The following is a 22,752-nucleotide window of genomic DNA, read 5'->3' on the forward strand; positions in this document are numbered from 1 at the left end:
GGCCGCGCGGCCCTCGGGTGGTGCGGGGTCCGGTCAGCCCGAGTAGACGCCGGTCTTCACGGAGGTCCACTTGCCGTTCTTGACCTGGTACACGGTCAGCTGCTTGTTGGTGGTGTCGCCGTACTGGTCGAAGGAGACGTGACCGGCGATGCCCTGGAAGTCCGTCTTCTGGACGGCGTCGACGACCTTGGAGCGGGCGTCGTTCATGGCCGGCAGCTTGCCGCCGTTGGCGTCCATCACGGCCTTGACGGCGCGGATGATGGCGGTCGCGGCGTCGTAGGAGTAGCCGCCGTAGGTGCCGTAGTCGCCCGGGTAGCCCTTGGCCTTGTAGGTCTTGATGAAGGTCTGGGCGGCGGGGAGGGTGGCGACCGGGACGCCGACGGAGGTGGCGAGGTCACCGGTGGCGGCCGCACCCGCGGTCTTGATGTACGTGTCGGAGTACATGCCGTCGCCGCCCATCAGCGGGATGTTCACGCCGCCGGCCTTGAGCTGCTTGGTGATCAGCTCCGACTCGTCGTACTGGCCGCCGTAGTAGAGCATGTCGGCGTGCGACTGCTTGATCTTGGTGACCAGGGCCGAGTAGTCGGTGTCACCGGTGTTGACGTGGTCGGTGCCGGCGATCTTGCCGCCCAGGGAGGAGAACTTTCCCTTGAAGATCGCGGCCAGGCCGGCGCCGTACGCCTGCTTGTCGTCGACGACGAAGACGTTCTTCTTCTTCAGGGTGTTGTAGGCGTAGTCCGCCGCGAAGCCGCCCTGGTTGGCGTCGGTGGTGGCGGTGCGGAAGTAGGTCTTGAAGGGGCGGACCTTCTTGCCGCTCGCCCAGTTCTTGCCCTGGGTGAGGGTCGGGTCGGTGTTGGCGGGCGAGATCTCCACCATGTTCGCGGTGGCGAAGACCTGCTGCATCGACTGGGCGACGCCGGAGTTGAGCGGGCCGACGGCGCCGATGACGTTGTCGTTCTGCACCAGGGCGGTGGCGTTCTGCTGGCCGGTGGCCGGCAGCGCCTTGTCGTCGAGCGCCTTGACCTTGAAGGTCACGCCGGGGACGAGCTTCTGGGCGTTGGCGTCGTCCACCGCGATCTGCGTGCCGTACTGCAGGCCGAGGCCGGTGGCGGAGTTCTGGCCGGTGAGCGGCGCGTCGACGCCGATGGTGAGGGTGATGTTGCTGCCGCCACCGCCGTCACCACTGCTCTTCTTGCTGTCGTCGCTGCGCGAGCCGCAAGCGGTCAGTGTGAGGGCTCCTGTGGTCAATACGGAGGTGAGCAGCAGCAAAGAGCGGTGTCGCACAAGCGGTCCTTTCCCCTGGCCCGACCGGTCCTCATGGACGGCCGAAGTCACGTGCGGCAGTCCGAAGTCGCTAATTCGGAAGCGCGGTGACTGGCGGTGACTCTAGGCGCGTCACCCGGCATCGGGGAGCGGTACGGCGAAGAGTGTGACTGTCTTGTTATGCCAAACGCCCTTACTTGAGCTTCCGTTGAGGTTTGCCGAGCCGTTTGGGTGCTTTGCGCAAGGTCCGCATGGTGAGAACCCGCACTTCCAGTGGGCGTGACCGGGCGGCGACGGCGGTACGCCGTCATTTCGGACCAGAACACCGCAAGGGGATTACCCGGGTGCCCGCGGGTGGCGGCGGCCTGCCCGGTCCGGGCCCGATTGGATATTGCAGGCATGTAACACAGCGTTAATAGCGGTGCTTTGACGTTTCCGCCACTGACCGAAAATCGACGGCCCCGCGGGACTGGTCGTCCCGCGGGGCCCGGTATTGGAGAAGGGGGCGCCGGCCGCTCCGCCCTGCGAAGTCAGCACCAACGTCCGCGATAACGCATTACTTCTTCGGGGAGTCGTCCTCACCGATGTGATGTACCCGGACCATGTTGGTGGTGCCGGGCATTCCGGGCGGCGAGCCGGCCGTGATCACCACGACGTCGCCCTTCTTGCAGCGCCCGATCCGCAGCAACTGCTCGTCCACCTGCTGCACCATCTCGTCGGTGGTCTGCACCATCGGGCCGAGGAAGGTCTCCACGCCCCAGGTCAGGTTGAGTTGGGAGCGGGTGTCCTGCTCGGGGGTGAAGGCGAGCACCGGGATCGGCGAGCGGTAGCGGGACAGCCGGCGCACGGTGTCACCGGACTGGGTGAAGGCCACCAGGTACGCGGCGCCGAGGAAGTCGCCCATCTCGGCCGCGGCGCGGGCCACGGCGCCGCCCTGGGTACGCGGCTTGTTGCTGTCGGTGAGCGGCGGCAGGCCGGCGGCGAGGATGTCCTCCTCGGCGGCGGCCACGATCCGGGACATCACCTTCACCGTCTCGATCGGGTACTTGCCGACGCTGGTCTCGCCGGAGAGCATCACCGCGTCGGTGCCGTCGATCACCGCGTTGGCCACGTCGCTGGCCTCCGCGCGGGTGGGGCGGGAGTTGTCGATCATCGAGTCGAGCATCTGAGTGGCGACGATGACCGGTTTCGCGTTGCGCCGGGCGAGCTTGACCGCGCGCTTCTGGACGATCGGCACCGCCTCCAGCGGCATCTCGACGCCCAGGTCGCCACGCGCGACCATGATCCCGTCGAAGGCGTCGACGATGTCCTCCAGGTTCTCCACCGCCTGCGGCTTCTCGATCTTGGCGATCACCGGGACCCGGCGGCCCTCCTCCGCCATGATCCGCAGCACGTCGTCCATGTCGCGGCCGCTGCGCACGAAGGACAGCGCGATGACGTCGGCGCCGGTGCGCAGCGCCCAGCGCAGGTCGCGGATGTCCTTGTCGGACAGGGCCGGCACGGAGACCGCGACACCGGGCAGGTTGAGGCCCTTGTGGTCGGAGACCATGCCGCCCTCGATCACCATGGTGTGCACGCGGGGGCCCTCGACGTCGGTCACCTCCAGGGTGACCCGGCCGTCGTCCACGAGGATGCGCTCACCGCGGGCGACGTCGGCCGTCAGTCCCTTGTAGGTGGTGCCGCAGATCAGCTGGTCACCCTCGATGTCGTCGACGGTGATGGTGAACTCGTCGCCGCGTTCAAGCAGTACGGGGCCCTCGGCGAAACGTCCCAGCCTGATCTTCGGACCCTGAAGGTCGGCGAGGATGCCGACGCTGCGCCCGGTCTCGTCGGCGGCCTTGCGCACGCGTCGGTAGCGGTCCTCGTGCTCGGCGTATCCGCCATGGCTCAGGTTCAGGCGGGCGACGTCCATCCCGGCCTCGACCAGTGCTTTGATCTGGTCGTAGGACTCGGTGGCGGGGCCCAGGGTGCAGACAATTTTGGCTCGGCGCATGTGTCGAGCGTATGACTTACTCGTTGGTAGGGAGCGCGGTGACGTCAACAGCCCAACGACGTTCGGATTAACGGTTGTTGACAAGTATCGAAGTGTGCAGGGGCCCGCTCCGATGAGCGCGTCTGTCACCCTCGGTGGCAGTCCGCGCGCCTTACCTGCACCGGCTGCCGTCCGATCATGGGCGGATCGTGTACGAGCGATGGTCCGTTCACCCGTCGGGGGTGTTGCAAGCGGCTTCGCGTGGTCCAGAATCTACGCGCGTTGCAGTTTCGAACCCGGCCCCACGTGCCGCTCATCCCGCAGGGAGAACCCAGATGCCGCTCAACCGCAGGGACTTCATCAACCGATCCGCCGCGACAGGTGCGGGTGTCGCGCTCACCGGCGCGGCCGGCGCGGTGGCGGCGACCCCCGCGCAGGCGTCCGACAAGCGCCCCGGGCACGGCCACGGGCCGGGTCACCGGCCCACGACGTACAGCCTGCGCGTGCTGGGCACCACCGACGTGCACGGCCACGCCCTGAACTGGGACTACTTCACCGACGCCGAGTACGACGACGCCGACCACAACGACGTCGGCATGGCCAAGCTCGCCACCCTGATCGAGGACGCCCGCGCCGAGAAGGGCCACGACCGCACCCTGCTGGTCGACGCCGGCGACATCATCCAGGGCACCCAGCTGTCGTACTACTACGCCCGCGTCGAGCCGATCACCGGCGCACGCAAGGGCCCCAAGCACCCGATGGCGCTGGCGATGAACCAGATGAAGTACGACGCCGCCGCGCTCGGCAACCACGAGTTCAACTACGGCATCCCGCTGCTGCGCGCCTTCCAGGACCAGTGCGACTTCCCGCTGCTGGCCGCCAACGCGGTCGACGCCAAGACGCTGCGCCCGGCCTTCCCGCCCTACCTGGTCAAGGAGTTGCGGGTGAAGGGCGGCCCGAACATCAAGGTCGGCATCCTGGGCCTGACCAACCCCGGCATCGCGGTGTGGGACAAGGCCAACGTGCAGGGGCAGCTGGCCTTCCCCGGCCTGGTCGAGCAGGCGAAGATCTACGTCCCGAAGCTGCGCGCGCTCGGCTGCGACGTGGTGTTCTGCACCGACCACTCCGGCCTGGACGGCAGCACCACCTACGGCGACGCGGTGCCCTACCCGGAGAACGCGTCCTCGCTGGTCGCCGCGCAGGTGCCCGGCATCGACGCGATCCTGGTCGGCCACACCCACGTGGAGCGCCCGCAGACGCTGGTGGTCAACGAGCAGACCGGCAAGACCGTGGTGCTGTCCGAGCCGCTGATGTGGGGCATGCGGCTGAGCGTCTTCGACATCGACCTGGAGCTGGAGCACGGCCGCTGGAAGGTCACCTCGGTGCAGGCCGGGGTGCGCAACGCCAACACCGTCGCCGAGGACCCGGTCGTCGCCAAGCTGGTGCGCGACGAGCACCAGAAGGTCGTGGCCTACGTCAACCAGGTCGTCGGCACCTGCACCGAGGCGATGTCAGCGGCGGAGTCCACCTACAAGGACACCCCGATCATCGACTTCATCAACCAGGTGCAGTCCGACACCGTCACCGCCGCGCTGGCCGGCACCCAGTACGCCGACCTGCCGGTGCTCTCCCAGGCGTCGCCGTTCTCCCGCACCGCGTCCATCCCCGCCGGGCAGGTCTCGCTGCGCGACGTGGCGGGCCTGTACGTCTACGAGAACACCCTGGACTCGAAGATCCTCACCGGCGCCCAGGTCAAGGACTACCTGGAGTGGTCCGCGGAGTACTTCGTGCAGACCGCGCCGGACGCCCCGGTCGACGTCACGAAGATCACCAACGCGAACAACACCCCCGACTTCAGCTACGACGTGCTCAGCGGGGTGTCGTACGACATCGACATCGCGCAGCCGGCCGGCTCCCGGATCGTGAACCTCACCCACGGCGGGGCGGCGATCGACCCGGCCGCGCAGTTCATGCTCGCGGTGAACAACTACCGCTCCAGCGGCGGCAGCAACTACCCGCACGTGGCGACCGCGCAGTCGGTGTGGTCCAGCTCCGACGAGATCCGCAACACCATCATCGCGTGGGTGCAGGCGCGCGGCACGATCGACCCGTCGACCTTCGGCGGCGACCAGTGGCGGCTCACCCGCGCCGGAGCGCCGCTGTTCGGGTAGGCACGTCGCTCGCGGCGGCGCCGTCGAGTCCGAAGGTGGTGAAGGCGGTCCTGGCCGGCAGGGGGTAGTGCTCCTCGCCGGTCAGCAGCGCCGTCAGGTCGTTGAGCACCAGCGCGGAACGCCAGGCCGCCAGGCCCAGGTCGGGGGCGCCGACGCCGTGCGAGTGGCGCTCGGCGTTCTGCACGTAGACCCGGCCGGAGACCGACCGGTCCAGCCGCATCCGGTAGCGGGCGTCGATCCTCGGCCGCCCCGCCTCGTCCCGCTCCATGTACGGCGCGAGCGGGTCGAGCAGGCGGTCGAGGGGGCGCTCCTCGTAGCCGGTGGCCAGCACCACGGCGCTGGTGACCAGCCGGGTGCGGGTGCCCTGGTCGGCGTGTTCCAGGTGCAGTTCGACGCTCTGGGTGCCGAGCCGGCCGGCGGTGCGGACGGCGACGCCGGGGGTGAGCACCGCGTCGGGCCAGCCGCCGTCCAGGGTGCGGCGGTACAGCTCCTCGTGGATCGCGGCGATGGTGTCGGCGTCGATGCCCTTGTGCAGCTGCCACTGCCGCGGCACCAGCCGGTCGCGGACCGGCTCGGCCAGGCCGTGGAAGTAGCGGGTGTAGTCGGGGGTGAAGTGCTCCAGGCCGAGCTTGCTGTATTCCATGGGCGCGAACGCCGGGGTGCGGGCCAGCCAGGTGATCCGCTCCCGGCCGGCCGGGCGGTTGCGCAGCAGGTCGAGGAAGACCTCGGCGCCGGACTGGCCGGAGCCGACCACCGTGATGTGGTCGGCGGCCAGCAGCCGGGCCCGCTCCTCCAGGTAGCGCGAGGAGTGCACGACCGGCACCGTGGGCGTGTCGGCCAGTGGCCGCAGCGGCTCGGGGACGTGCGGCCGGGTGCCGATGCCGAGCACCAGGTGGCGGGCGTAGGTGCGGGCCAGCGCCTCGGCCTCGCCGTGCGCGTCGACGTGGGTGTGGTCCACCTCGAACAGGGCGCGGGCCGGGTTCCACCGCACGCTGTCGACCTGCTGGCCGAAGTGGGTGGTGGGCAGCGACTCCGCGACCCAGCGGCAGTAGGCGTCGTACTCGGCGCGGTGCACGTGGAAGCGCTCGGCGAAGTAGAAAGGGAAGAGCCGCTCGCGGCTCTTCAGCCAGTTCAGGAAGGTCCAGCGGTTGGCCGGGTCGGCGAGGGTGACCAGGTCGGCGAGGAAGGGCACCTGCAAGGTGGCGCCGTCGATCAGCAGTCCGGGGTGCCAGCGGAAGTCGGGGCGCTGGTCGTAGAAGGCGGCGGTCAGGCCCGGCAGGCCGTCGGCGAGCGCGGCCAGCGAGAGGTTGAACGGCCCGATACCGATGCCGAGCAGGTCGAACGGTTCGTCCGCGGGCGCGGCGGTGTCGGGGGCGCCGTCGGTACCGGCCGGAGTGGGGTTCATCGTGCCGTGGTGCCTTCCGTGGTGAGCTTCAGCAGCGTGTCGAGGTCGTCGGAGCGCAGGTGCGGGTTGAGCAGGGTGGCCTTCAGCCACAGCCGGCCGTCGGCGCGGGCCCGGCCGAGGACGGCGCGGCCCTCGTACATCAGGCGGCGGCGCAGTTCGGCGGTCTCCTCGTCGTCCGCGGCGGTCGGGCGGAACAGGACGGTGCTGATCGCGGGGGGTGCGTGCAGGGTGAGCGCGGGGTGGCGCCGGACCCGGTCGGCGAGGTCGGTGGCGAGGTCGCAGACGGTGTCCACCAGGGCGGCGATGCCCTCGCGGCCCAGCGCGCGCAGGGAGACGGCGATCTTGAGGACGTCGGGGCGGCGGGAGGTGCGCAGGGACCGGCCGAGCAGGTCCGGCAGGCCGGCCTCGGTGTCGTCGGCGGCGTTGAGGTAGTCGGCCTGGTGGGTCAGCGGGCGCAGCGCGGTGCCGTCGGGCACGGCGAGCAGGCCGGCGGCGACCGGCTGCCAGCCGAGTTTGTGCAGGTCGAGGGTGACCGACACCGCGGACTGCAGGCCGTCGAGCTTGGCGGCCTCGCGGCTGCTGAACAGCAGCGGCCCGCCGTAGGCGGCGTCCACGTGCAGTTCGGCGCCGTGGGCTCCGGTGACGTGGGCGATGGCGGGCAGCGGGTCGATCGCACCGCTGTCGGTGGTGCCCGCGGTGGCCACCACCAGGGGGCGGCCGGGCAGTTGGTCGAGTGCGGTGTCCACGGCCGCGGGATCGAGCACGCCGGCGGGGGTGTCCAGCACGATCGGCTGCGGCAGGCCGAGCAGCCAGGCGGAGCGCTGGACGCTGTGATGGGCGTTGGCGCCGCACACGACCTGGACCCGGGGGCCGCCGGCGGCGCGCTCGCGGGCGAGCAGCAGCGCGAGCTGGTTGGATTCGGTGCCGCCGGTGGTCACCAGGGCGTCGGGGGCCGGCAGGTCGGGGTAGACGACGGCGGCCAGCGCGGCGGTCACCCGCGCTTCGAGGGCGCTGGCGGCCGGCGCCTGGTCCCAGGAGTCCATGGACGGGTTGAGCGCGGAGGCGGCCAGGTCGGCGGCTGCGGCGACGGCCAGCGGCGGGCAGTGCAGGTGCGCGGCGCACAGCCCGTCGGCGGGGTCGGCGGCGCCCGCCGCCATCAGGTGCACCAGCGTGGCGAGGGCTTCGTGCTCGCCGGTGCCGGAGCGCGGCAGCACGTCGGGGACGGCCCGCTCGACGAGCCGGGCCACTTCCTCGGGGCCGCCGCGCGGCATCGGTCCGCCGCGGTCGCGCGCGCCCTCCGCCAGGGCGCCGCACACGGTGTCCACCAGGGGCCGCAGCGCCTCGGCGGCTCCACGTCCACCGGCAAGTCCGGGCATCGGCATGGTCGTTCCTCACTCAGCGGCGGCGCGACGCGGTGCGCGTCGGCGCCCGCCGGCGCGCACGACAAGGGCGCCCTGCTCAACGACGATTGGCCCGAATGGGTACGTTCCGGCGGTTGTTCCGACCGCACGGGCCGCCGCCGGCGGGATGTACGGCGTGAACCCGGAATGGATGCGGTCCAGTTGTGGAGATCCCGTACAGCAAAGCCCTGGTGTTTCCGGTTCGGAAGGTTCGGGTGGGGCGGTCGGATAGGTTCGTGCGGGCCGCATCGGTTCGATTGCGGCCGTTTTGCTGAGACTTTCGACCATCTGTCCGGGGGGACTTCCGTGCGTATCAAGAAGGCTGCCGCGTCCGCGGCCGCGCTCGCGGCCTGTGCTCTGCTGCTGACGGCGTGCAACGACGACACACCCGCGGCCGACAGCACCACGCCGCCCGCTTCCGCGTCCGACACCGCGACGCCGGCCCCGGTGCCGACGACGCCGCCGCCCACCACGCCCGACGGCGACAAGCTCAAGGCGGCGCTGCCGACCGTCGCGACGCTGCCGTCGGGCTGGACGGTGGAGAAGGGCAGCGAGGCCGACAGCGCCAACGGCCTCGCCGACCCCGACCCCGCCCGGCTGCCGACCGACACCTGCAACGACGCGCTCACCGTCGTGGAACCCGACGACCTGCTGACGGACTACCGGGCCTCGGACGCGTACGAGACGATCCTGGACCCGATGAGCAGCTCCCAGGAAGTGGCGTTCGCCGGCTTCGAGGGGGACAACGCGGAGAAGCTGATCACGACGATCAAGGCCGTGGTGAAGCGCTGCGGGACCTACGAGGCGAACACCGGCGACAGCAAGAAGGTCACGACCACGTCGACGCTGACGCCGGTGAAGGACCTGGGCGACGAGGCGTACGCGTTGAAGGTCACCCCGAAGGGCGACTACGAGAGCAGCACCGACATCCTGGTGCGGTCCGGCAACGTGATCCTGTGCGTCGACGCGGGCTCGTCGGAGCTCACCGAGCCGGAACTGATCGCGCAGACACGGAAGTTCGCCGCGCCGATGCCGATCAAGCCCTGATCGGGCGGCTGTTGGGGGCCGGCCCGCGCTCTCGCGCGCGGGCCGGATCTCCCCCCGGGCTTCCCGGTTCTCCTGGCGCCCCGGGCTCCCCGGGTTCTCCTGGCGCCCCGATCAGCCGGCGGTCAGCCGCCGTTCAGCCCGCCGTTCAGCCGCCGAACACCTGCCGGACCCGCAACGCCCTTGCCAGATCGTCCAGTTGGTCGTCGAACGTGCGGCGCAGCGCCGGGATCACGGCGGGGTCGTCGAGGGCGGCCCGGCCCAGCGCGAGCGTCTCCGCGGTGATCTCGGTGAACGGGAAGCCGCTGCGGGCGACCATGTTCGCGACGGCCGGCCCGCGGCGGGCGGCGAGCGCGACGGCGTCGGGGAAGTAGCGGGGCAGGTAGCCGTCCAGCAGGGCCCGCTGCTCGTGCTGCCAGAAGCCCTCCGCGGCCGCGCCGAGCAGCGGGTTGGAGCTGGAGTCGTCATGGAAGATCGCCTGCCAGGCGGCGGACTTGGTGTCCTTGTCGGGCAGCGCCGCACGGCAGCGGGCGGCGGACTCGTGGCCGGTGGCGCTGGTGTCGCGGGCCAGTTCCGCGTCGATGTCGGCGGCGCCGGCCGCACCCAGCACGGCCAGCCGCGCCAGCAGCAGCCAGCGCAGCTCCTGGTCCAGCGTGCCGCCGCCGGGGAGCACGCCCCGGTCGTACCAGTCGCGCAGTTCGGCCGCGTCGGTGGCGCTCAGCGCGGAGGCGATCAGCGCGCGGGTGGCGGTGAGCCGGTTGCCGGCCCGGCCCTCGGCGAGCAGCGCGCGGGCGGTCCCGGCGAGGCCGGCGAGCGCGTCGGGCCGCAGCGCCGGGTCGAGGTAGCGGTCCGCGACGGTCGCGCGGGCGAAGGTGAGCACGCCCTGCACGATCGCCGGGTCGGACTCGGCCGGCAGATGCCGGCCCACCAGCGCCAGGTACTCCGCGGGCGCCAGCCGGGCGTCGCGCACCAGGTCGCGGGCCGCGTTCCACGCCACCGAGCGGGACAGCGGGTCGGGGATGCTGCCGAGGGCGTCGCGGACCGCCTCCCACGAGCGGTCGTCGAAGCGGACCTTGACGTAGCTGAGGTCGCCGTCGTTGAGCAGCACCAGGTCGGGCCGGGGGCCGTCGAAGGTACGGCGCTCGACCGCGGCGGTGGCCGTGATGTCGACGGTGGCGCGCTCGCGCAGCACCAGCCGCGCCGGGTCGCCGGGGGCCCGGTCGTACAGTCCGACGCCGATGCGGTGCGGGCGTTCGCCGCTGTGGCCGATCTCCAGCCGCCAGCCGCCGGGCGCGGGCGAGGCGGCCGGGGTGAGGGTGTCCACGCCGGTGGTGCGCAGCCATGCCTCGGCCCACGCCGTCACGTCGCGGTCGGTGGCGGAGGCGAGCGAGTCGATCAGGTCGGCGAGGCGGGCGTTGCCGAAGCGGTGCCGGGCGAAGTGCTCGTTGAGGCCGGCCAGGAAGTCCTCGCGGCCCATCCACGTGATGAGCTGGCGCAGCGCGGAGCCGCCCTTGGCGTAGGAGATGCCGTCGATGTTGGTCAGCGCGGACGCGGTGTCGGGGACGTCCTCGGGCAGCGGCGCGACCGGGTGGGTGGAGGGGCGCTGGTCGCTGTCGGAGCCGCGGAACTTGCGGTGGGCGCCGTAGCCGGTCCAGGCGTCGTCGAAGCCGGGGGCCTCGGAGGCGATCTGGAAGCCCATGTACTCGGCGAACGACTCGTTCAGCCAGATGTCGTCCCACCAGCGCAGGGTGACCAGGTCGCCGAACCACATGTGGGCCATCTCGTGGGCGATGACCACCGCGCGGTCCAGCAGTTCGGAGGGGGTGGCGGCGGAGCGGTAGACGTACTCGTCGCGCAGGACGACCAGACCGGGGTTCTCCATCGCGCCGAAGTTGAACTCGGGCACGAACGCCTGGTCGTAGGAGTCGAACGGGTACGGCTCGGCGAACATCTCGCGGTAGCGGTCGAAGCAGCCGAAGGTGAAGGCGAACAGGTCGGGCGCGGCCCGGTCCAGGTGCTCGGCGAGCGAGCGGCGGCAGTGCAGGGCGAACGGCAGCCCGGCGTGCTCGGCGCGCACCGTGTGGTACGGCCCGGCGGCGACCGCGACGACGTACGTGGGCAGCGGCGGGGTGGTGGCCATCTGCCAGCGGCCGGGCGCGGTGCGGGTGGCGGTGCCGTTGCCGAGCACCGCCCAGTCCTCCGGCGCGGTGACCGCCACGTCGAAGCGGGCCTTCAGGTCGGGCTGGTCGAAGGCGGCGAAGACCCGGCGGACGTCGTCGAGGAAGAGCTGGGTGTACAGGTACGTCTCGCCGTCGGCGGGGTCAGTGAAGCGGTGCAGTCCCTCGCCGGTGTGCGAGTAGTTCATGTCGGCCTCGACCCGCAGTTCGTGCGGGCCCGCGGTGAGTCCGGGCAGCGGCAGCCGGTTGCCGTCGGCCAGCGCGTGGTCGAGCGGGGCGCCGTCGAGCAGCACCCGGTGCAGGGCGGCGGGCTCGATCTCGGCGAAGCTGTCGCAGTCGCGGAGCGCCGCGAATCGGATGACGGTGGTCGATCCGAAGCGTTCCTCGCCCCTGGTGAGGTCGAGGTCGATCGCGTAGTGCTCTACGGCCAGGTCACGGGCGCGGGTCTCGGCCTCGGCGCGGTTGAGGGCAGGCATGCCCCTCATGCTGCCGCACGAAAGCCGCTGGTGGAACGCCTTTGCCGATCATGAATGCGGTGGTGGTGCACACATTCGGTTCCCGGGCCCGCCCGCCGCGAGCGGGCGTGGCCTAGGCTCGCAGGGGCGGGGAGGTGGTCATGGGCGAGGGAGCCGGGGGCGGCGAGGAAGCCGCCGGGGGGCCGATCGTGCACGGGTTTCCGCACCTGGAGACGGTACGCGGCGCGCTGACCGCGATCCATCGGCGGCTGTCGGCGGACGGGGTGGCCCGGTTCGCGACCAGCGTGCGGCCGGAGCTGGTGGACTTCCCCGACGACGAGGACCCGTATCTGGGCGCGCTGCGGGTGGCCCGGGTGATGGTGCAGCACCTGCGGCTGCCGGACGCCCGGATGGTGGTGGGCTTCCGCGACATGGCGCACGCCGGGAACGTCGAACTGGCCGCGGGCCCGGAGTACTTCGTGGAGCTGCACTCCCGTTTCCGGACCGACCGGCGGGACGTGGGGGCCGCGCTCGCCCACGAGGTGATGCACGTCTACCTGCACCGGCTCGGCCTGTCCTTCCCCGGCACCCGCGACAACGAGATCCTCACGGACACCGCGACCGCGTACCTCGGTGCGGGCTGGCTGCTGCTGGACGCCTACCGCGAGGAGCCGTCGATGCGCGGGGACCGGATGACGATGTCCGCGTACAAGCTGGGGTATCTGACGCCCGAGGAGTTCGGGTACGTCCTGGCCAAGCGGGCGGCCGCCCTTGGCGACGACATCGAGCCGTGGTTCCGCAGCCCGCAGGCCCGCGACGCCTACCGGGTCGGCCTCACCCGCGCCCACCAGGACCTGCGCAGGCCGCCGCTGGCCGCCGCGTCGTGGGCGGCCCGCCGCCTCTACGCCAAGAACCGCCGGGCCGGCGTCGCCCCCGCCGCGGCCGACTACTCCTTCGAGGGCACCCCGGACCGGCTGCGCGTCTCCTTCCCCTGCCCCACCTGTTTCCAGCGCATCCGCCTCCCCTGCAAGGGCCGCCTGCGCGCCCGGTGCACCCTGTGCAGGACGGAGCTGGAGTGCGAGACGTAGGAGCCGCCTCACGGGGGCGCCCCTTCGGGGGAACGCCCTCCGCGAGGGCGCCGCGGAAAGGTGCAGCGCTCGCCTCCTTGGTCGGGGAGTGGCGAGCGCTGCGGGTGTTGCTGCGTACCGCACGCCGTTGTGCGGGACATCTCGGGGGCCGGGCGGAGCCCGGCGGAAGCCGCTCGGGTCAGACCGTGAGCGGCCGGTCGGTCGGACGGATCGGCGAGGGCAGAGCCGACGGCACCCCCGTGAGGTACGCGTCGACGGACTTCGCCGCGGAGCGCCCCTCGGCGATGGCCCACACGATCAGCGACTGGCCGCGGCCGGCGTCACCGGCGACGAAGACCCCGTCGACGTTGGTCGCGTAGGAGCCGTCCCGCGCGATGTTGCCGCGCGCGTCCAGTTCCAGGCCGAGCTGCTCGATCAGCCCGTTCTTCTGGTCGGTGCCGGTGAACCCCATCGCGAGGGTGACCAGGTCGGCCGGGATGACCCGCTCGGTGCCCTCCTGGGGCACGAACTTGCCGTCCTGGAAGACCACCTCGACCAGGTGCAGTTCCCGCACATGCCCGTCGGCGTCGCCGGTGAACTTCACGGTGTTGACGGCGTAGACCCGCTCGCCGCCCTCCTCGTGCGCGGAGGTCACCTTGTAGACCATCGGCATCGTCGGCCACGGCTGGTGCGCGGGCCGCTCGTCGGAGGGGCGCGGCATGATCTCCAGCTGGGTGACGGACAGCGCGCCCTGCCGGTGCGCGGTGCCGACGCAGTCCGCGCCGGTGTCACCGCCGCCGATGACCACCACGTGCTTGCCCTCGGCGGTGATCGGCGGGGCGACGAAGTCGCCCTCCTGCACCTTGTTGGACAGCGGCAGGTACTCCATCGCCTGGTACACGCCGGTCAGTTCGCGGCCCTCGACCGGCAGGTCGCGCCACTGGGTGGCGCCGGCCGCGATGACCACGGCGTCGTACCGCCGGGCGAGCTTCGCGCCGTCCAGGTCGGTGCCGATCTGCACACCGGTACGGAACTTGGTGCCCTCCGCCCGCATCTGCTCGATCCGGCGGTTGATGTGCCGCTTCTCCATCTTGAACTCGGGGATGCCGTACCGCAGCAGGCCGCCGATCCGGTCGGCCCGCTCGTAGACCGCGACGGTGTGGCCGGCCCGGGTGAGCTGCTGGGCGGCGGCCAGGCCCGCCGGGCCCGAGCCGATGACGGCGACGGTCTTGCCGGACAGCCGCTCCGGCGGCTGCGGCGTGACGTCCCCGTTGTCCCAGGCCTTGTCGATGATGGTGACTTCGACGTTCTTGATCGTCACCGGCGGCTGGTTGATGCCGAGCACGCACGCGGTCTCGCACGGCGCCGGGCACAGCCGCCCGGTGAACTCCGGGAAGTTGTTGGTGGCGTGCAGCCGCTCGGACGCGGCGGTCCAGTCCTCGCGGTAGGCGTAGTCGTTCCACTCCGGGATGAGGTTGCCGAGCGGACAGCCCTGGTGGCAGAACGGGATACCGCAGTCCATGCAGCGGCCGGCCTGCTTGCTGACGATCGGCAGCAGGCCACCGGGGACGTAGACCTCTTTCCAGTCCTGCTTGCGCTCCTCGACCGGGCGGGTCGGGTTGTTCTCACGCGGGGTGGTGAGGAAGCCCTTGGGGTCAGCCATTTGCCGCCTCCATCATCTTCGCGGTGGTCTCGGACTCCGAGAGTCCGGCCTGCTCGGCGGCGTTCTTGGCGGCGAGCACTGCCTTGTAGTCCCTCGGCATGACCTTGCCGAAGCGGGTGAGGGCACCGCCCCAGTCGGCGAGCAGCCGCTCGGCGACGGTCGAGCCGGTCTCCTCGAAGTGGCGGCGCACCACGTCGTGCAGCCACGTGATGTCGTCGGCGGTGAGCTGCTCGATCTCGACCATGCCCGGGTTGACGCAGTCCGGGTCGAGGTCCAGCAGGTAGGCGATGCCGCCGGACATGCCGGCCGCGAAGTTCCGGCCGGTGGCGCCGAGCACGACCGCCCGGCCGCCGGTCATGTACTCGCAGCCGTGGTCGCCGACGCCCTCGGCCACCACGGTCGCGCCGGAGTTGCGCACGCAGAACCGCTCGCCGGTGCGGCCGCGCAGGAACAGCTCGCCGCCGGTGGCACCGTAGGCGATGGTGTTGCCCGCGATGGTGGACTCCTCGGCGAGGTGGTCCGCGCCGCGATCCGGGCGGACGATCACGCGGCCGCCGGACAGGCCCTTGCCGACGTAGTCGTTGGCGTCGCCCTCCAGCCGCAAGGTGATGCCCTTGGGCAGGAACGCGCCGAAGGACTGGCCCGCGGAGCCGGTGAAGGTGATGTCGACGGTGTCCTCGGGCAGGCCGGCACCGCCGTACTTCTTCGTCACCTCGTGGCCGAGCATGGTGCCCACCGTGCGGTTGACGTTGCGGATCGGCACCTGCGCGCGGACCGGCGCACCGGACTCCAGCGCCTCGGCGGCGAGCCGGATCAGCTCGTTGTCGAGCGCGCGGTCCAGGCCGTGGTCCTGGCCGGTGATGCGGTGCAGCGCCGCGCCCTCGGGCAGCTCCGGCACGTACAGCAGCGGGGCCAGGTCCAGGCCCTGCGCCTTCCAGTGGTCCACCGCGCGGCCGGCGTCGATCAGTTCGGCGTGGCCGACGGCCTCCTCGATGGTGCGGAAGCCCAGCTCGGCGAGGAGCTCACGGACCTCCTCGGCGATGAACTCGAAGAAGTTCACCACGAACTCGGGCTTGCCGGAGAACCGGTCGCGCAGCACCGGGTTCTGGGTGGCGACGCCGACCGGGCAGGTGTCCAGGTGGCACACCCGCATCATGATGCAGCCGGACACGACCAGCGGCGCGGTGGCGAAGCCGAACTCCTCGGCGCCGAGCAGCGCCGCGATCACCACGTCCCGGCCGGTCTTGAGCTGGCCGTCGGTCTGCACCACGATCCGGTCCCGCAGCCCGTTGAGCAGCAGCGTCTGCTGGGTCTCGGCGAGGCCGAGCTCCCAGGGACCGCCGGCGTGCTTCAGCGAGGTGAGCGGGGAGGCACCGGTGCCTCCGTCGTGGCCGGAGATCAGCACCACGTCGGCGTGCGCCTTGGACACGCCCGCCGCGACGGTGCCGACGCCGACCTCGGAGACCAGCTTGACGTGCACCCGCGCCCTGGGGTTGGCGTTCTTCAGGTCGTGGATGAGCTGGGCGAGGTCCTCGATGGAGTAGATGTCGTGGTGCGGCGGCGGCGAGATCAGGCCGACGCCCGCGGTGGAGTGCCGGGTGCCGGCGATCCACGGGTAGACCTTGTGGCCGGGCAGCTGGCCGCCCTCGCCGGGCTTGGCGCCCTGCGCCATCTTGATCTGGATGTCGTCGGCGTTGACCAGGTACTCGGAGGTGACGCCGAACCGGCCGGAGGCGACCTGCTTGATGGCGCTGCGCCGGGCCGGGTCGTACAGCCGCTCCGGGTCCTCGCCGCCCTCGCCGGTGTTGGACTTGCCGCCGAGCTGGTTCATCGCGATGGCGAGCGTCTCGTGCGCCTCGCGGGAGATCGAGCCGTACGACATGGCGCCGGTGGAGAACCGCTTGACGATCTCGCTGACCGGCTCGACCTCGTCGATCGGGACGGCCGGGCGGTCCTGCTTGAGGCCGAACAGGCCGCGCAGCGTCATCAGCCGCTCGGACTGCTCGTTCACCCGCGAGGTGTACTGCTTGAAGATGTCGTAGCGCCGGGTGCGGGTGGCGTGCTGGAGCCGGAAGACGGTGTCCGGGTCGAACAGGTGCGGCTCGCCCTCGCGGCGCCACTGGTACTCGCCGCCGATCTCCAGCCGGCGGTGCGCGGCGGGGATGCCGGAGACCGGGTACGCCTTGGCGTGCCGGGCGGCGACCTCCTGCGCGATGACGTCGATGCCCGCCCCGCCGATCTTGGTGTCGGTGAGGTGGAAGTAGGTGTCGACGAACTCGGCGTCCAGGCCGACCGCCTCGAAGACCTGCGCGCCGCGGTAGGAGGCGACGGTGGAGATGCCCATCTTGGACATCACCTTCAGCACGCCCTTGCCGAGCGCCTTGATCAGGTTCCGCATCGCGGTCTCGGCGTCGACGCCGGGCAGGAAGGTGCCGGCCCGGACCAGGTCCTCGACGGACTCCATGGCCAGGTACGGGTTGACGGCCGCGGCGCCGTAGCCGATCAGCAGCGCGACGTGGTGCACCTCGCGGACGTCGCCGGCCTCGACGATCAGCCCGACCTGGGTGCGCTGCTTGGTGCGGATCAGGTGGTGGTGCACCGCGGAGGTGAGCAGCAGCGACGGGATCGGGGCGTGCTCGGCGTCGGAGTGCCGGTCGGAGAGCACGATCAGGCGGGCGCCGTCCTCTATGGCGGCGTCGGCCTCGGCGCAGATCTCGGCCAGCCGCGCGGCGAGCGCGTCGCCGCCGCCGGCCACCCGGTACAGGCCGGAGAGCGTGGCGGCCTTCAGGCCGGGCAGGTCGCCGTCGGCGTTGACGTGGATGAGCTTGGCCAGCTCGTCGTTGTCGATCACCGGGAACGGCAGGGTGATGTTGCGACAGGAGGCCGGGCTGGGCTCCAGCAGGTTCCCGGACGGGCCGATGGTGGAGATCAGCGAGGTGACGAGCTCCTCGCGGATGGCGTCCAGCGGCGGGTTGGTGACCTGCGCGAAGAGCTGGGTGAAGTAGTCGAAGAGCAGCCGGGGCCGTTCGGAGAGCGCCGCGATCGGCGAGTCGGTGCCCATCGAGCCGAGCGGCTCGCCGCCGGTGCGCGCCATCGGCGCGAGGATGACCCGCAGCTCCTCCTCGGTGTAGCCGAAGGTCTGCTGGCGGCGGGTGACCGAGGCGTGGGTGTGCACGATGTGCTCGCGCTCGGGCAGGTCGGCGAGGTTGATCAGCCCGGCGTCCAGCCAGTCCGCGTACGGGTTCTGGGCGGCCATCTCGGCCTTGATCTCGTCGTCCTCGACGATGCGGTGCGAGGCGGTGTCGACCAGGAACATCCGGCCGGGCTGCAGTCGGCCCTTGCGGACCACCCGCTCCGGGGCGATGTCGTGCAGCACGCCGGACTCGGAGGCGAGGACCACCAGGCCGTCGTCGGTGACCCAGTAGCGGCCCGGGCGCAGGCCGTTGCGGTCCAGGACCGCGCCGACGAGGGTGCCGTCGGTGAAGGTGACGCAGGCCGGACCGTCCCAGGGCTCCATCAGCGTGGAGTGGTAGCGGTAGAAGGCACGGCGGGCCGGGTCCATCGAGGCGTGGTTCTCCCACGCCTCGGGGATCATCATCAGCACGCTGTGCGGCAGCGAGCGGCCGCCGAGGTGCAGCAGTTCCAGCACCTCGTCAAAGGACGCGGTGTCGGAGGCGCCGGGGGTGCAGATCGGGAAGATCCGCTCCAGGTCGGCGGGGGTGCCGGCGGAGCCCGCGGCCTGCGCGGTGCTGCCGTCCGCCGGGCGCACCGGGCCGAACAGCTCGCTGGCCAGCTGCGACTCGCGGGCCCGCATCCAGTTGCGGTTGCCCTTGACCGTGTTGATCTCGCCGTTGTGCGCGACGAACCGGTACGGGTGGGCGAGCGGCCAGCTCGGGAAGGTGTTGGTGGAGAAGCGGGAGTGGACCAGCGCGATGGCGGTGGCGAACCGCTCGTCGGACAGGTCGGGGAAGAACGGCTCCAGCTGGCCGGTGGTGAGCATGCCCTTGTAGACGATGGTCCGCGCGGACAGCGACGGGAAGTACACGTCGGCTTCACGCTCGGCGCGCTTGCGCAGCACGAACGCGGGCCGGTCCAGGTCGATGCCGGCGCGGTGCCCGGCCTGGTCGGCGACGAAGAGCTGGGCGAAGTACGGCATGGTGGAGCGGGCGGTGGCACCGAGCAGGTCGGGGTCGGTCGGCGTCTCGCGCCAGCCCAGGACGGTCAGGCCCTCTTCGGCGGCGATCCGCTCGATGGCGTCGACGGCCTTGGTGCGGTCGTCGTGCTCGTGCGGCAGGAACGCCAGGCCGACGGCGTACTGCCCCGCGGCGGGCAGCTCGAAGCCGACGGCCGCGCGGAGGAAGGTGTCCGGGATCTGCAACAGGATGCCCGCGCCGTCGCCGGAGTCCGGCTCGGCACCGGTGGCGCCGCGATGTTCCAGGTTGCGCAGGACGGTCAGCGCCTGCTGGACGAGCGCGTGGCTCGCCTCACCGCTGAGGGTGGCGACAAAGCCGACGCCGCAGGCGTCGTGCTCGTGGCGGGGATCGTACATCCCCTGCGGGGCGGGGCGCCCGTCCATGAACGCGGAACGCGAACGCATGGCTCTCCCGTCGTCGTCATTTGGCTGATATGCATCGCCCGTCATGGGCATGCGCAACAGGGACGACGTTGGCCCTCTGCGATTTCGTGCAGGTTACATGATGGACGAGTGTTCGAGAAGCGGATACTCGATTCCAGCATGTGGACATGCGGGGTGAATCTCGGGAGGTGGACGGCTACTTCAGGCCAGCGTCGTACCGCGCGGTTTACGGACGATCCCGGCGCTGCGAGCGGGGGTGCCCCGCGCGCAGCTCGACGAACCTTTTCGGGAAAGCTCTGCCGGTTGCGTTACCGACTGATGCCCCGTGCGGCCGACGCTGAAACGAGGGGGAAACAGAACCTTGTGCCAGGTTGTCGGCCCCACCCGTACTTTCGATGGTACGGCCGGCCGTCAAGGGGGCGGGTCAGCCCACCGCGGAGCCGATCAGGGAGCCCAGCGCGAAGGTGACACCGCCCGCGGCGGCGCCCAGCACGAGCTGCCGCAGCCCGCTGTACCACCAGGAACGCGCGGTGACCCGGGCCACCGCGGCCCCGCAGCCGAAGAGCCCGACCATCGCCAGCCCGACCGCCGGCCACAGCACCGAAGCGCCCAGCAGGTACGGCAGCACCGGCAGCAGCGCGCCCAGCGCGAAGCAGACGAACGAGGAGGCCGCCGCGACCAGCGGCGAGGGCAGGTCGTCCGGGTCGACGCCCAGCTCCTCGCGGGCGTGGATCTCCAGCGCCTGCTCGGGGTCGACGGACAGCTGCCGGGCCACCTCGTGGGCCAGCTTCGGCTCCACTCCGCGCGACACGTACAGCGCGGCGAGCTCGCGCAGCTCCGCCTCCGGGTTGCGGTCCAGCTCGATCCGCTCGACCGCCAGCTCCGCCTCGACCAGCTCGCGCTGCGAGGCGACCGAGGTGTACTCGCCGGCCGCCATCGAGAACGCCCCGGCGGCAAGCCCGGCCAGACCGGTCACCGCCACGGTCCGGGCGCTCACGTCACCGCCCGCGACCCCCGTCATCAGCGCGAAGTTCGACACCAGCCCGTCCATCGCGCCGAACACCGCCGGCCGCAGCCACCCGCCGCTGACGTCGCGGTGGGTGTGCTCGGGCTCGTGGTACGGCGCGGCCGAACCGGCCGGCTCGATGGTGGCCGTCGTCATGTCCCTACCCCTCCCCCGGGCGCCCCAGCGACCCGCGTACGTCTGCCAACGGTTCGACCGTACGTGGCATTCCGGGTCGCCGCCAGCAAGGGAAGGCTGCCCTGACCTGCGGATTCGTCCCCCGGTGTGGGGGGTCAGGGCCGGCCGCGAAGGGGGCGCCGGGGCGGGATCAGGAGGTCAGGAGGACTGCGAGGGCTGCTCGGACTTCGCTCCGGCGGGCGCGACACCGGCATCGGCACCGGCATCGACGTCGGCCACGTCGGACTCCGCCGACGCCTTGGTCATGTCGACCGCGTCGCCCGCGTCGGAGGGCTCGGACGCCGAGGAGTCCGCGGCGTCACCCGCCTCGCCGGGCTCGGCGCCTTCGGCTCCGTCCGCCGCCACCGCGGCGGGCTCGACCACGGCCTCCCGGCCGGGCCGCAGCCTGGACGACACCACCATGTAGACCACGGCACCGACGAAGCAGACGATCGCCGTCCAGTCGTTGAGACGCAGTCCCAGGATGTGGTGGGCGTAGTCGGACCGCATGTGCTCGATCCAGCCGCGGCCGACGCAGTACGACGCCACGTAGAGCGCGAAGGCCCGGCCATGGCCGAGCTTGAAGCGGCGGTCGGCCCAGATCACCAGGAACCCGACGCCGATGCACCACAGGCACTCGTACAGGAACGTCGGCTGGTAGATGCCCGGCACCCGGTCGCCCGCGGTGCTGGTGATCTTCAGGCCCCACGGCAGGCTGGTGTGGTTGCCGTACAGCTCCTGGTTGAACCAGTTCCCCCAGCGGCCCAGGGCCTGGGCGAAGGCGATGCCGGGGGCGATCGCGTCGGCGTAGGCCGGCAGCGCGATGCCGCGCCGGCGGCAGCCGATCCACGCACCCAGCGCGCCCAGGGCCACCGCGCCCCAGATGCCCAGGCCGCCGTCCCACACCTTGAAGGCGTTCACCCAGTCGTTGCCGTTGGTGAAGTACAGCTCGTAGTCGGTGATCACGTGGTAGAGACGGCCGCCGACCAGGCCGAACGGCACCGCCCACACGGCGATGTCCGCGACGGTCTCCCGCTTGCCGCCGCGGGCGATCCACCGCTTGTTCCCGAGCCAGACGGCTACGAAGACGCCGATGATGATGCAGAACGCGTAGCCACGCAGCGGGATCGGTCCGAGATGGATGACACCGCGCGACGGGCTGGGAATGTATGCGAGTTCCATGGCAGTCCCGACGCTACCGTGCCGGGCGGGTAGTACGGCAACCCGCCCGGCTACGTCTGGATAACGTCCTACCTCCGGCGGAGGGTCGGAACGGTCAGGACGGGCTGGGCGTGGCGGTGACCTTGCCGGGCTTCTTGCCCTTGTTCGCGGCCTGGACCATCTGCTTGAGCGAGTCCGGGGTCAGCGCCGAGGTGCCGTAGATGCTCTTGCCGTTGAGCAGCACCGTCGGGGTGGAGTTGTAGCCGGCGGTGTTGAACGCCTGGTTGGACTTCTTCACCCACGCGTCGTGTGTGCCGTTGTTCACACAGGCGGTGAAGGCCGCGTTCTTCAGGCCCGGGACCTTCCCGGCCAGGGTGAGCAGGTTCTGCTTGTCGCCGAACTTGTCGTCCTGCTCGTCCGGCTGGTTGTCGTAGAGCACGTCGTGGAAGGCGCGGAACTTGCCCTGGTCCTGGGCGCAGGCGGCGGCGTTCCCCGCGTTCAGCGAGCCGTCGCCGCCCAGGTTGCCGTCGATGAGGGTGACCAGGTGGTACTCCGTGCGCAGCTCGCCGCTGTCCTCCAGGCTGTGGATCGTCGGCGTGAAGCTCTTCTCGAAGGCGTCGCAGGCCGGGCAGCGGAAGTCCTCGTACACGGTCAGCGTGGACGGCGCGTCGGCCGCGCCGACCGGGATCACCAGGTTGTCCTTCCCGGTGGCGCCGCGTGGCGCGGTCACGGTGCCCGCGGAGTCGCCGGCGGTGCTCTTCTTGTTGCTGTCGTGGTCGGCCACCGCGATGGCGATGCCGGCGGCGACGGCCAGCACGACCACGACTCCTCCCGCCACCATCAGGGTCCGCTTCCGCTTCGCCCGGGCCTTGTCCCTCTCGCGCTGCGCCTGCAGCGCCTGGCGCGCGCTGGTTTTTCCGTTCCGGTTCTTCTCGCTCACGCCGTTCCAACGCGGGAGCGCTGCGCTTGGCTTGTGCCGTGGGGTGATTTCGCCCGGGCGGGTGACCTTTTGTGCACGTAAGGGTGACGGGACCGCCCGGGCTGCCCGGTGCTGTCGGCTCCGGGACCTTGCGGTGGGTGGGCGGCGGCTGGTCGCGCGGTCCTCCCCCAGAGCTTCGCGTGGGAGGTGCCCCCACGCGCCCCTGCGGGGCGCACCCTTCCTCCGCGGAAGGAGCCGCACCACAACAGGGGCGCGGGGAACGGCACGCGCGACCCAGC

General features: G+C 71.4%; 13 protein-coding genes. 3 read left to right on the top strand and 10 right to left on the bottom strand.

What is annotated here, in order from left to right; all coding sequences use genetic code 11:
* Positions 1–33: 33 nt before the first annotated feature.
* On the bottom strand, positions 34–1,284 hold the full coding sequence (locus AB0399_RS34160) for a branched-chain amino acid ABC transporter substrate-binding protein (RefSeq protein WP_329370530.1): 1,251 nt from the start codon (positions 1,282–1,284) through the stop codon (positions 34–36).
* Positions 1,285–1,819: 535 nt separating this feature from the next.
* Entirely contained in the window at positions 1,820–3,256 is a 1,437-nt protein-coding gene (pyk, locus tag AB0399_RS34165; protein ID WP_328462855.1) for a pyruvate kinase, read from the bottom strand.
* Positions 3,257–3,570: 314 nt separating this feature from the next.
* Between pyk and AB0399_RS34170 the strand changes: the two genes are divergently transcribed.
* A complete protein-coding gene (locus tag AB0399_RS34170; protein WP_366413927.1) occupies positions 3,571–5,406 on the top strand; it encodes a 5'-nucleotidase C-terminal domain-containing protein in 1,836 nt (611 codons plus the stop codon).
* Here the strand turns inward: AB0399_RS34170 and AB0399_RS34175 are convergent.
* Positions 5,375–6,811, bottom strand: a complete 1,437-nt coding sequence (locus AB0399_RS34175; RefSeq protein WP_329370525.1) for a SidA/IucD/PvdA family monooxygenase — start codon at positions 6,809–6,811, stop codon at positions 5,375–5,377. The two genes, AB0399_RS34170 and AB0399_RS34175, sit on opposite strands and share 32 nt — an antisense overlap.
* The gene (locus AB0399_RS34180; protein WP_329370523.1) at positions 6,808–8,193 is read right to left on the bottom strand and encodes a pyridoxal-dependent decarboxylase; all 1,386 of its coding nucleotides are present in this window, start codon (positions 8,191–8,193) and stop codon (positions 6,808–6,810) included. The genes AB0399_RS34175 and AB0399_RS34180 overlap by 4 nt, the downstream gene beginning before the upstream one ends.
* A gap of 324 nt (positions 8,194–8,517) precedes the next feature.
* Here AB0399_RS34180 and AB0399_RS34185 point away from each other — a divergent pair, with 324 nt between their 5' ends.
* Positions 8,518–9,258 (top strand): hypothetical protein, encoded by a 741-nt coding sequence (locus tag AB0399_RS34185; RefSeq protein ID WP_366413928.1) that lies wholly within the window; start codon positions 8,518–8,520, stop codon positions 9,256–9,258.
* Positions 9,259–9,403: 145 nt separating this feature from the next.
* Here the strand turns inward: AB0399_RS34185 and pepN are convergent, their stop codons facing one another.
* The gene (gene pepN, locus AB0399_RS34190; RefSeq protein WP_366413929.1) at positions 9,404–11,908 is read right to left on the bottom strand and encodes an aminopeptidase N; all 2,505 of its coding nucleotides are present in this window, start codon (positions 11,906–11,908) and stop codon (positions 9,404–9,406) included.
* Positions 11,909–12,048: 140 nt separating this feature from the next.
* Here pepN and AB0399_RS34195 point away from each other — a divergent pair, with 140 nt between their 5' ends.
* Entirely contained in the window at positions 12,049–12,975 is a 927-nt protein-coding gene (locus AB0399_RS34195; protein WP_366413930.1) for a hypothetical protein, read from the top strand.
* Positions 12,976–13,153: 178 nt separating this feature from the next.
* On the opposite strand, the gene AB0399_RS34200 is transcribed toward AB0399_RS34195, so the two are convergent.
* The 5 genes from AB0399_RS34200 to AB0399_RS34220 form a co-directional block, all read right to left on the bottom strand.
* Entirely contained in the window at positions 13,154–14,617 is a 1,464-nt protein-coding gene (locus AB0399_RS34200) for a glutamate synthase subunit beta (protein ID WP_328462869.1), read from the bottom strand.
* Positions 14,610–19,214, bottom strand: a complete 4,605-nt coding sequence (gene gltB / locus AB0399_RS34205; RefSeq protein WP_366413931.1) for a glutamate synthase large subunit — start codon at positions 19,212–19,214, stop codon at positions 14,610–14,612. The genes AB0399_RS34200 and gltB overlap by 8 nt, the downstream gene beginning before the upstream one ends.
* Positions 19,215–19,617: 403 nt before the next feature.
* Positions 19,618–20,355, bottom strand: a complete 738-nt coding sequence (locus tag AB0399_RS34210; protein ID WP_329370513.1) for a VIT1/CCC1 transporter family protein — start codon at positions 20,353–20,355, stop codon at positions 19,618–19,620.
* Positions 20,356–20,532: 177 nt separating this feature from the next.
* Positions 20,533–21,555, bottom strand: coding sequence for a prolipoprotein diacylglyceryl transferase (lgt, locus tag AB0399_RS34215; RefSeq protein ID WP_366413932.1), 1,023 nt, complete (start codon positions 21,553–21,555; stop codon positions 20,533–20,535).
* Between the two features lie 94 nt (positions 21,556–21,649).
* Positions 21,650–22,474, bottom strand: coding sequence for a thioredoxin domain-containing protein (locus AB0399_RS34220; RefSeq protein ID WP_329370509.1), 825 nt, complete (start codon positions 22,472–22,474; stop codon positions 21,650–21,652).
* Positions 22,475–22,752: the final 278 nt, after the last annotated feature.

The organism is Streptomyces sp. NPDC088194, from assembly GCF_040702025.1.
Lineage (GTDB): Bacteria > Actinomycetota > Actinomycetes > Streptomycetales > Streptomycetaceae > Actinacidiphila.

Coding starts and splice junctions, on each gene's coding strand:
- pyk (WP_328462855.1), bottom strand. CDS start 3,256: ATGCGCCGAGCCAAAATTGTCTGCACCCTGGGCCCCGCCACCGAGTCC.
- AB0399_RS34170 (WP_366413927.1), top strand. CDS start 3,571: ATGCCGCTCAACCGCAGGGACTTCATCAACCGATCCGCCGCGACAGGT.
- AB0399_RS34175 (WP_329370525.1), bottom strand. CDS start 6,811: ATGAACCCCACTCCGGCCGGTACCGACGGCGCCCCCGACACCGCCGCG.
- AB0399_RS34180 (WP_329370523.1), bottom strand. CDS start 8,193: ATGCCGATGCCCGGACTTGCCGGTGGACGTGGAGCCGCCGAGGCGCTG.
- pepN (WP_366413929.1), bottom strand. CDS start 11,908: ATGCCTGCCCTCAACCGCGCCGAGGCCGAGACCCGCGCCCGTGACCTG.
- AB0399_RS34195 (WP_366413930.1), top strand. CDS start 12,049: ATGGGCGAGGGAGCCGGGGGCGGCGAGGAAGCCGCCGGGGGGCCGATC.
- AB0399_RS34200 (WP_328462869.1), bottom strand. CDS start 14,617: ATGGCTGACCCCAAGGGCTTCCTCACCACCCCGCGTGAGAACAACCCG.
- gltB (WP_366413931.1), bottom strand. CDS start 19,214: ATGCGTTCGCGTTCCGCGTTCATGGACGGGCGCCCCGCCCCGCAGGGG.
- AB0399_RS34210 (WP_329370513.1), bottom strand. CDS start 20,355: ATGACGACGGCCACCATCGAGCCGGCCGGTTCGGCCGCGCCGTACCAC.
- lgt (WP_366413932.1), bottom strand. CDS start 21,555: ATGGAACTCGCATACATTCCCAGCCCGTCGCGCGGTGTCATCCATCTC.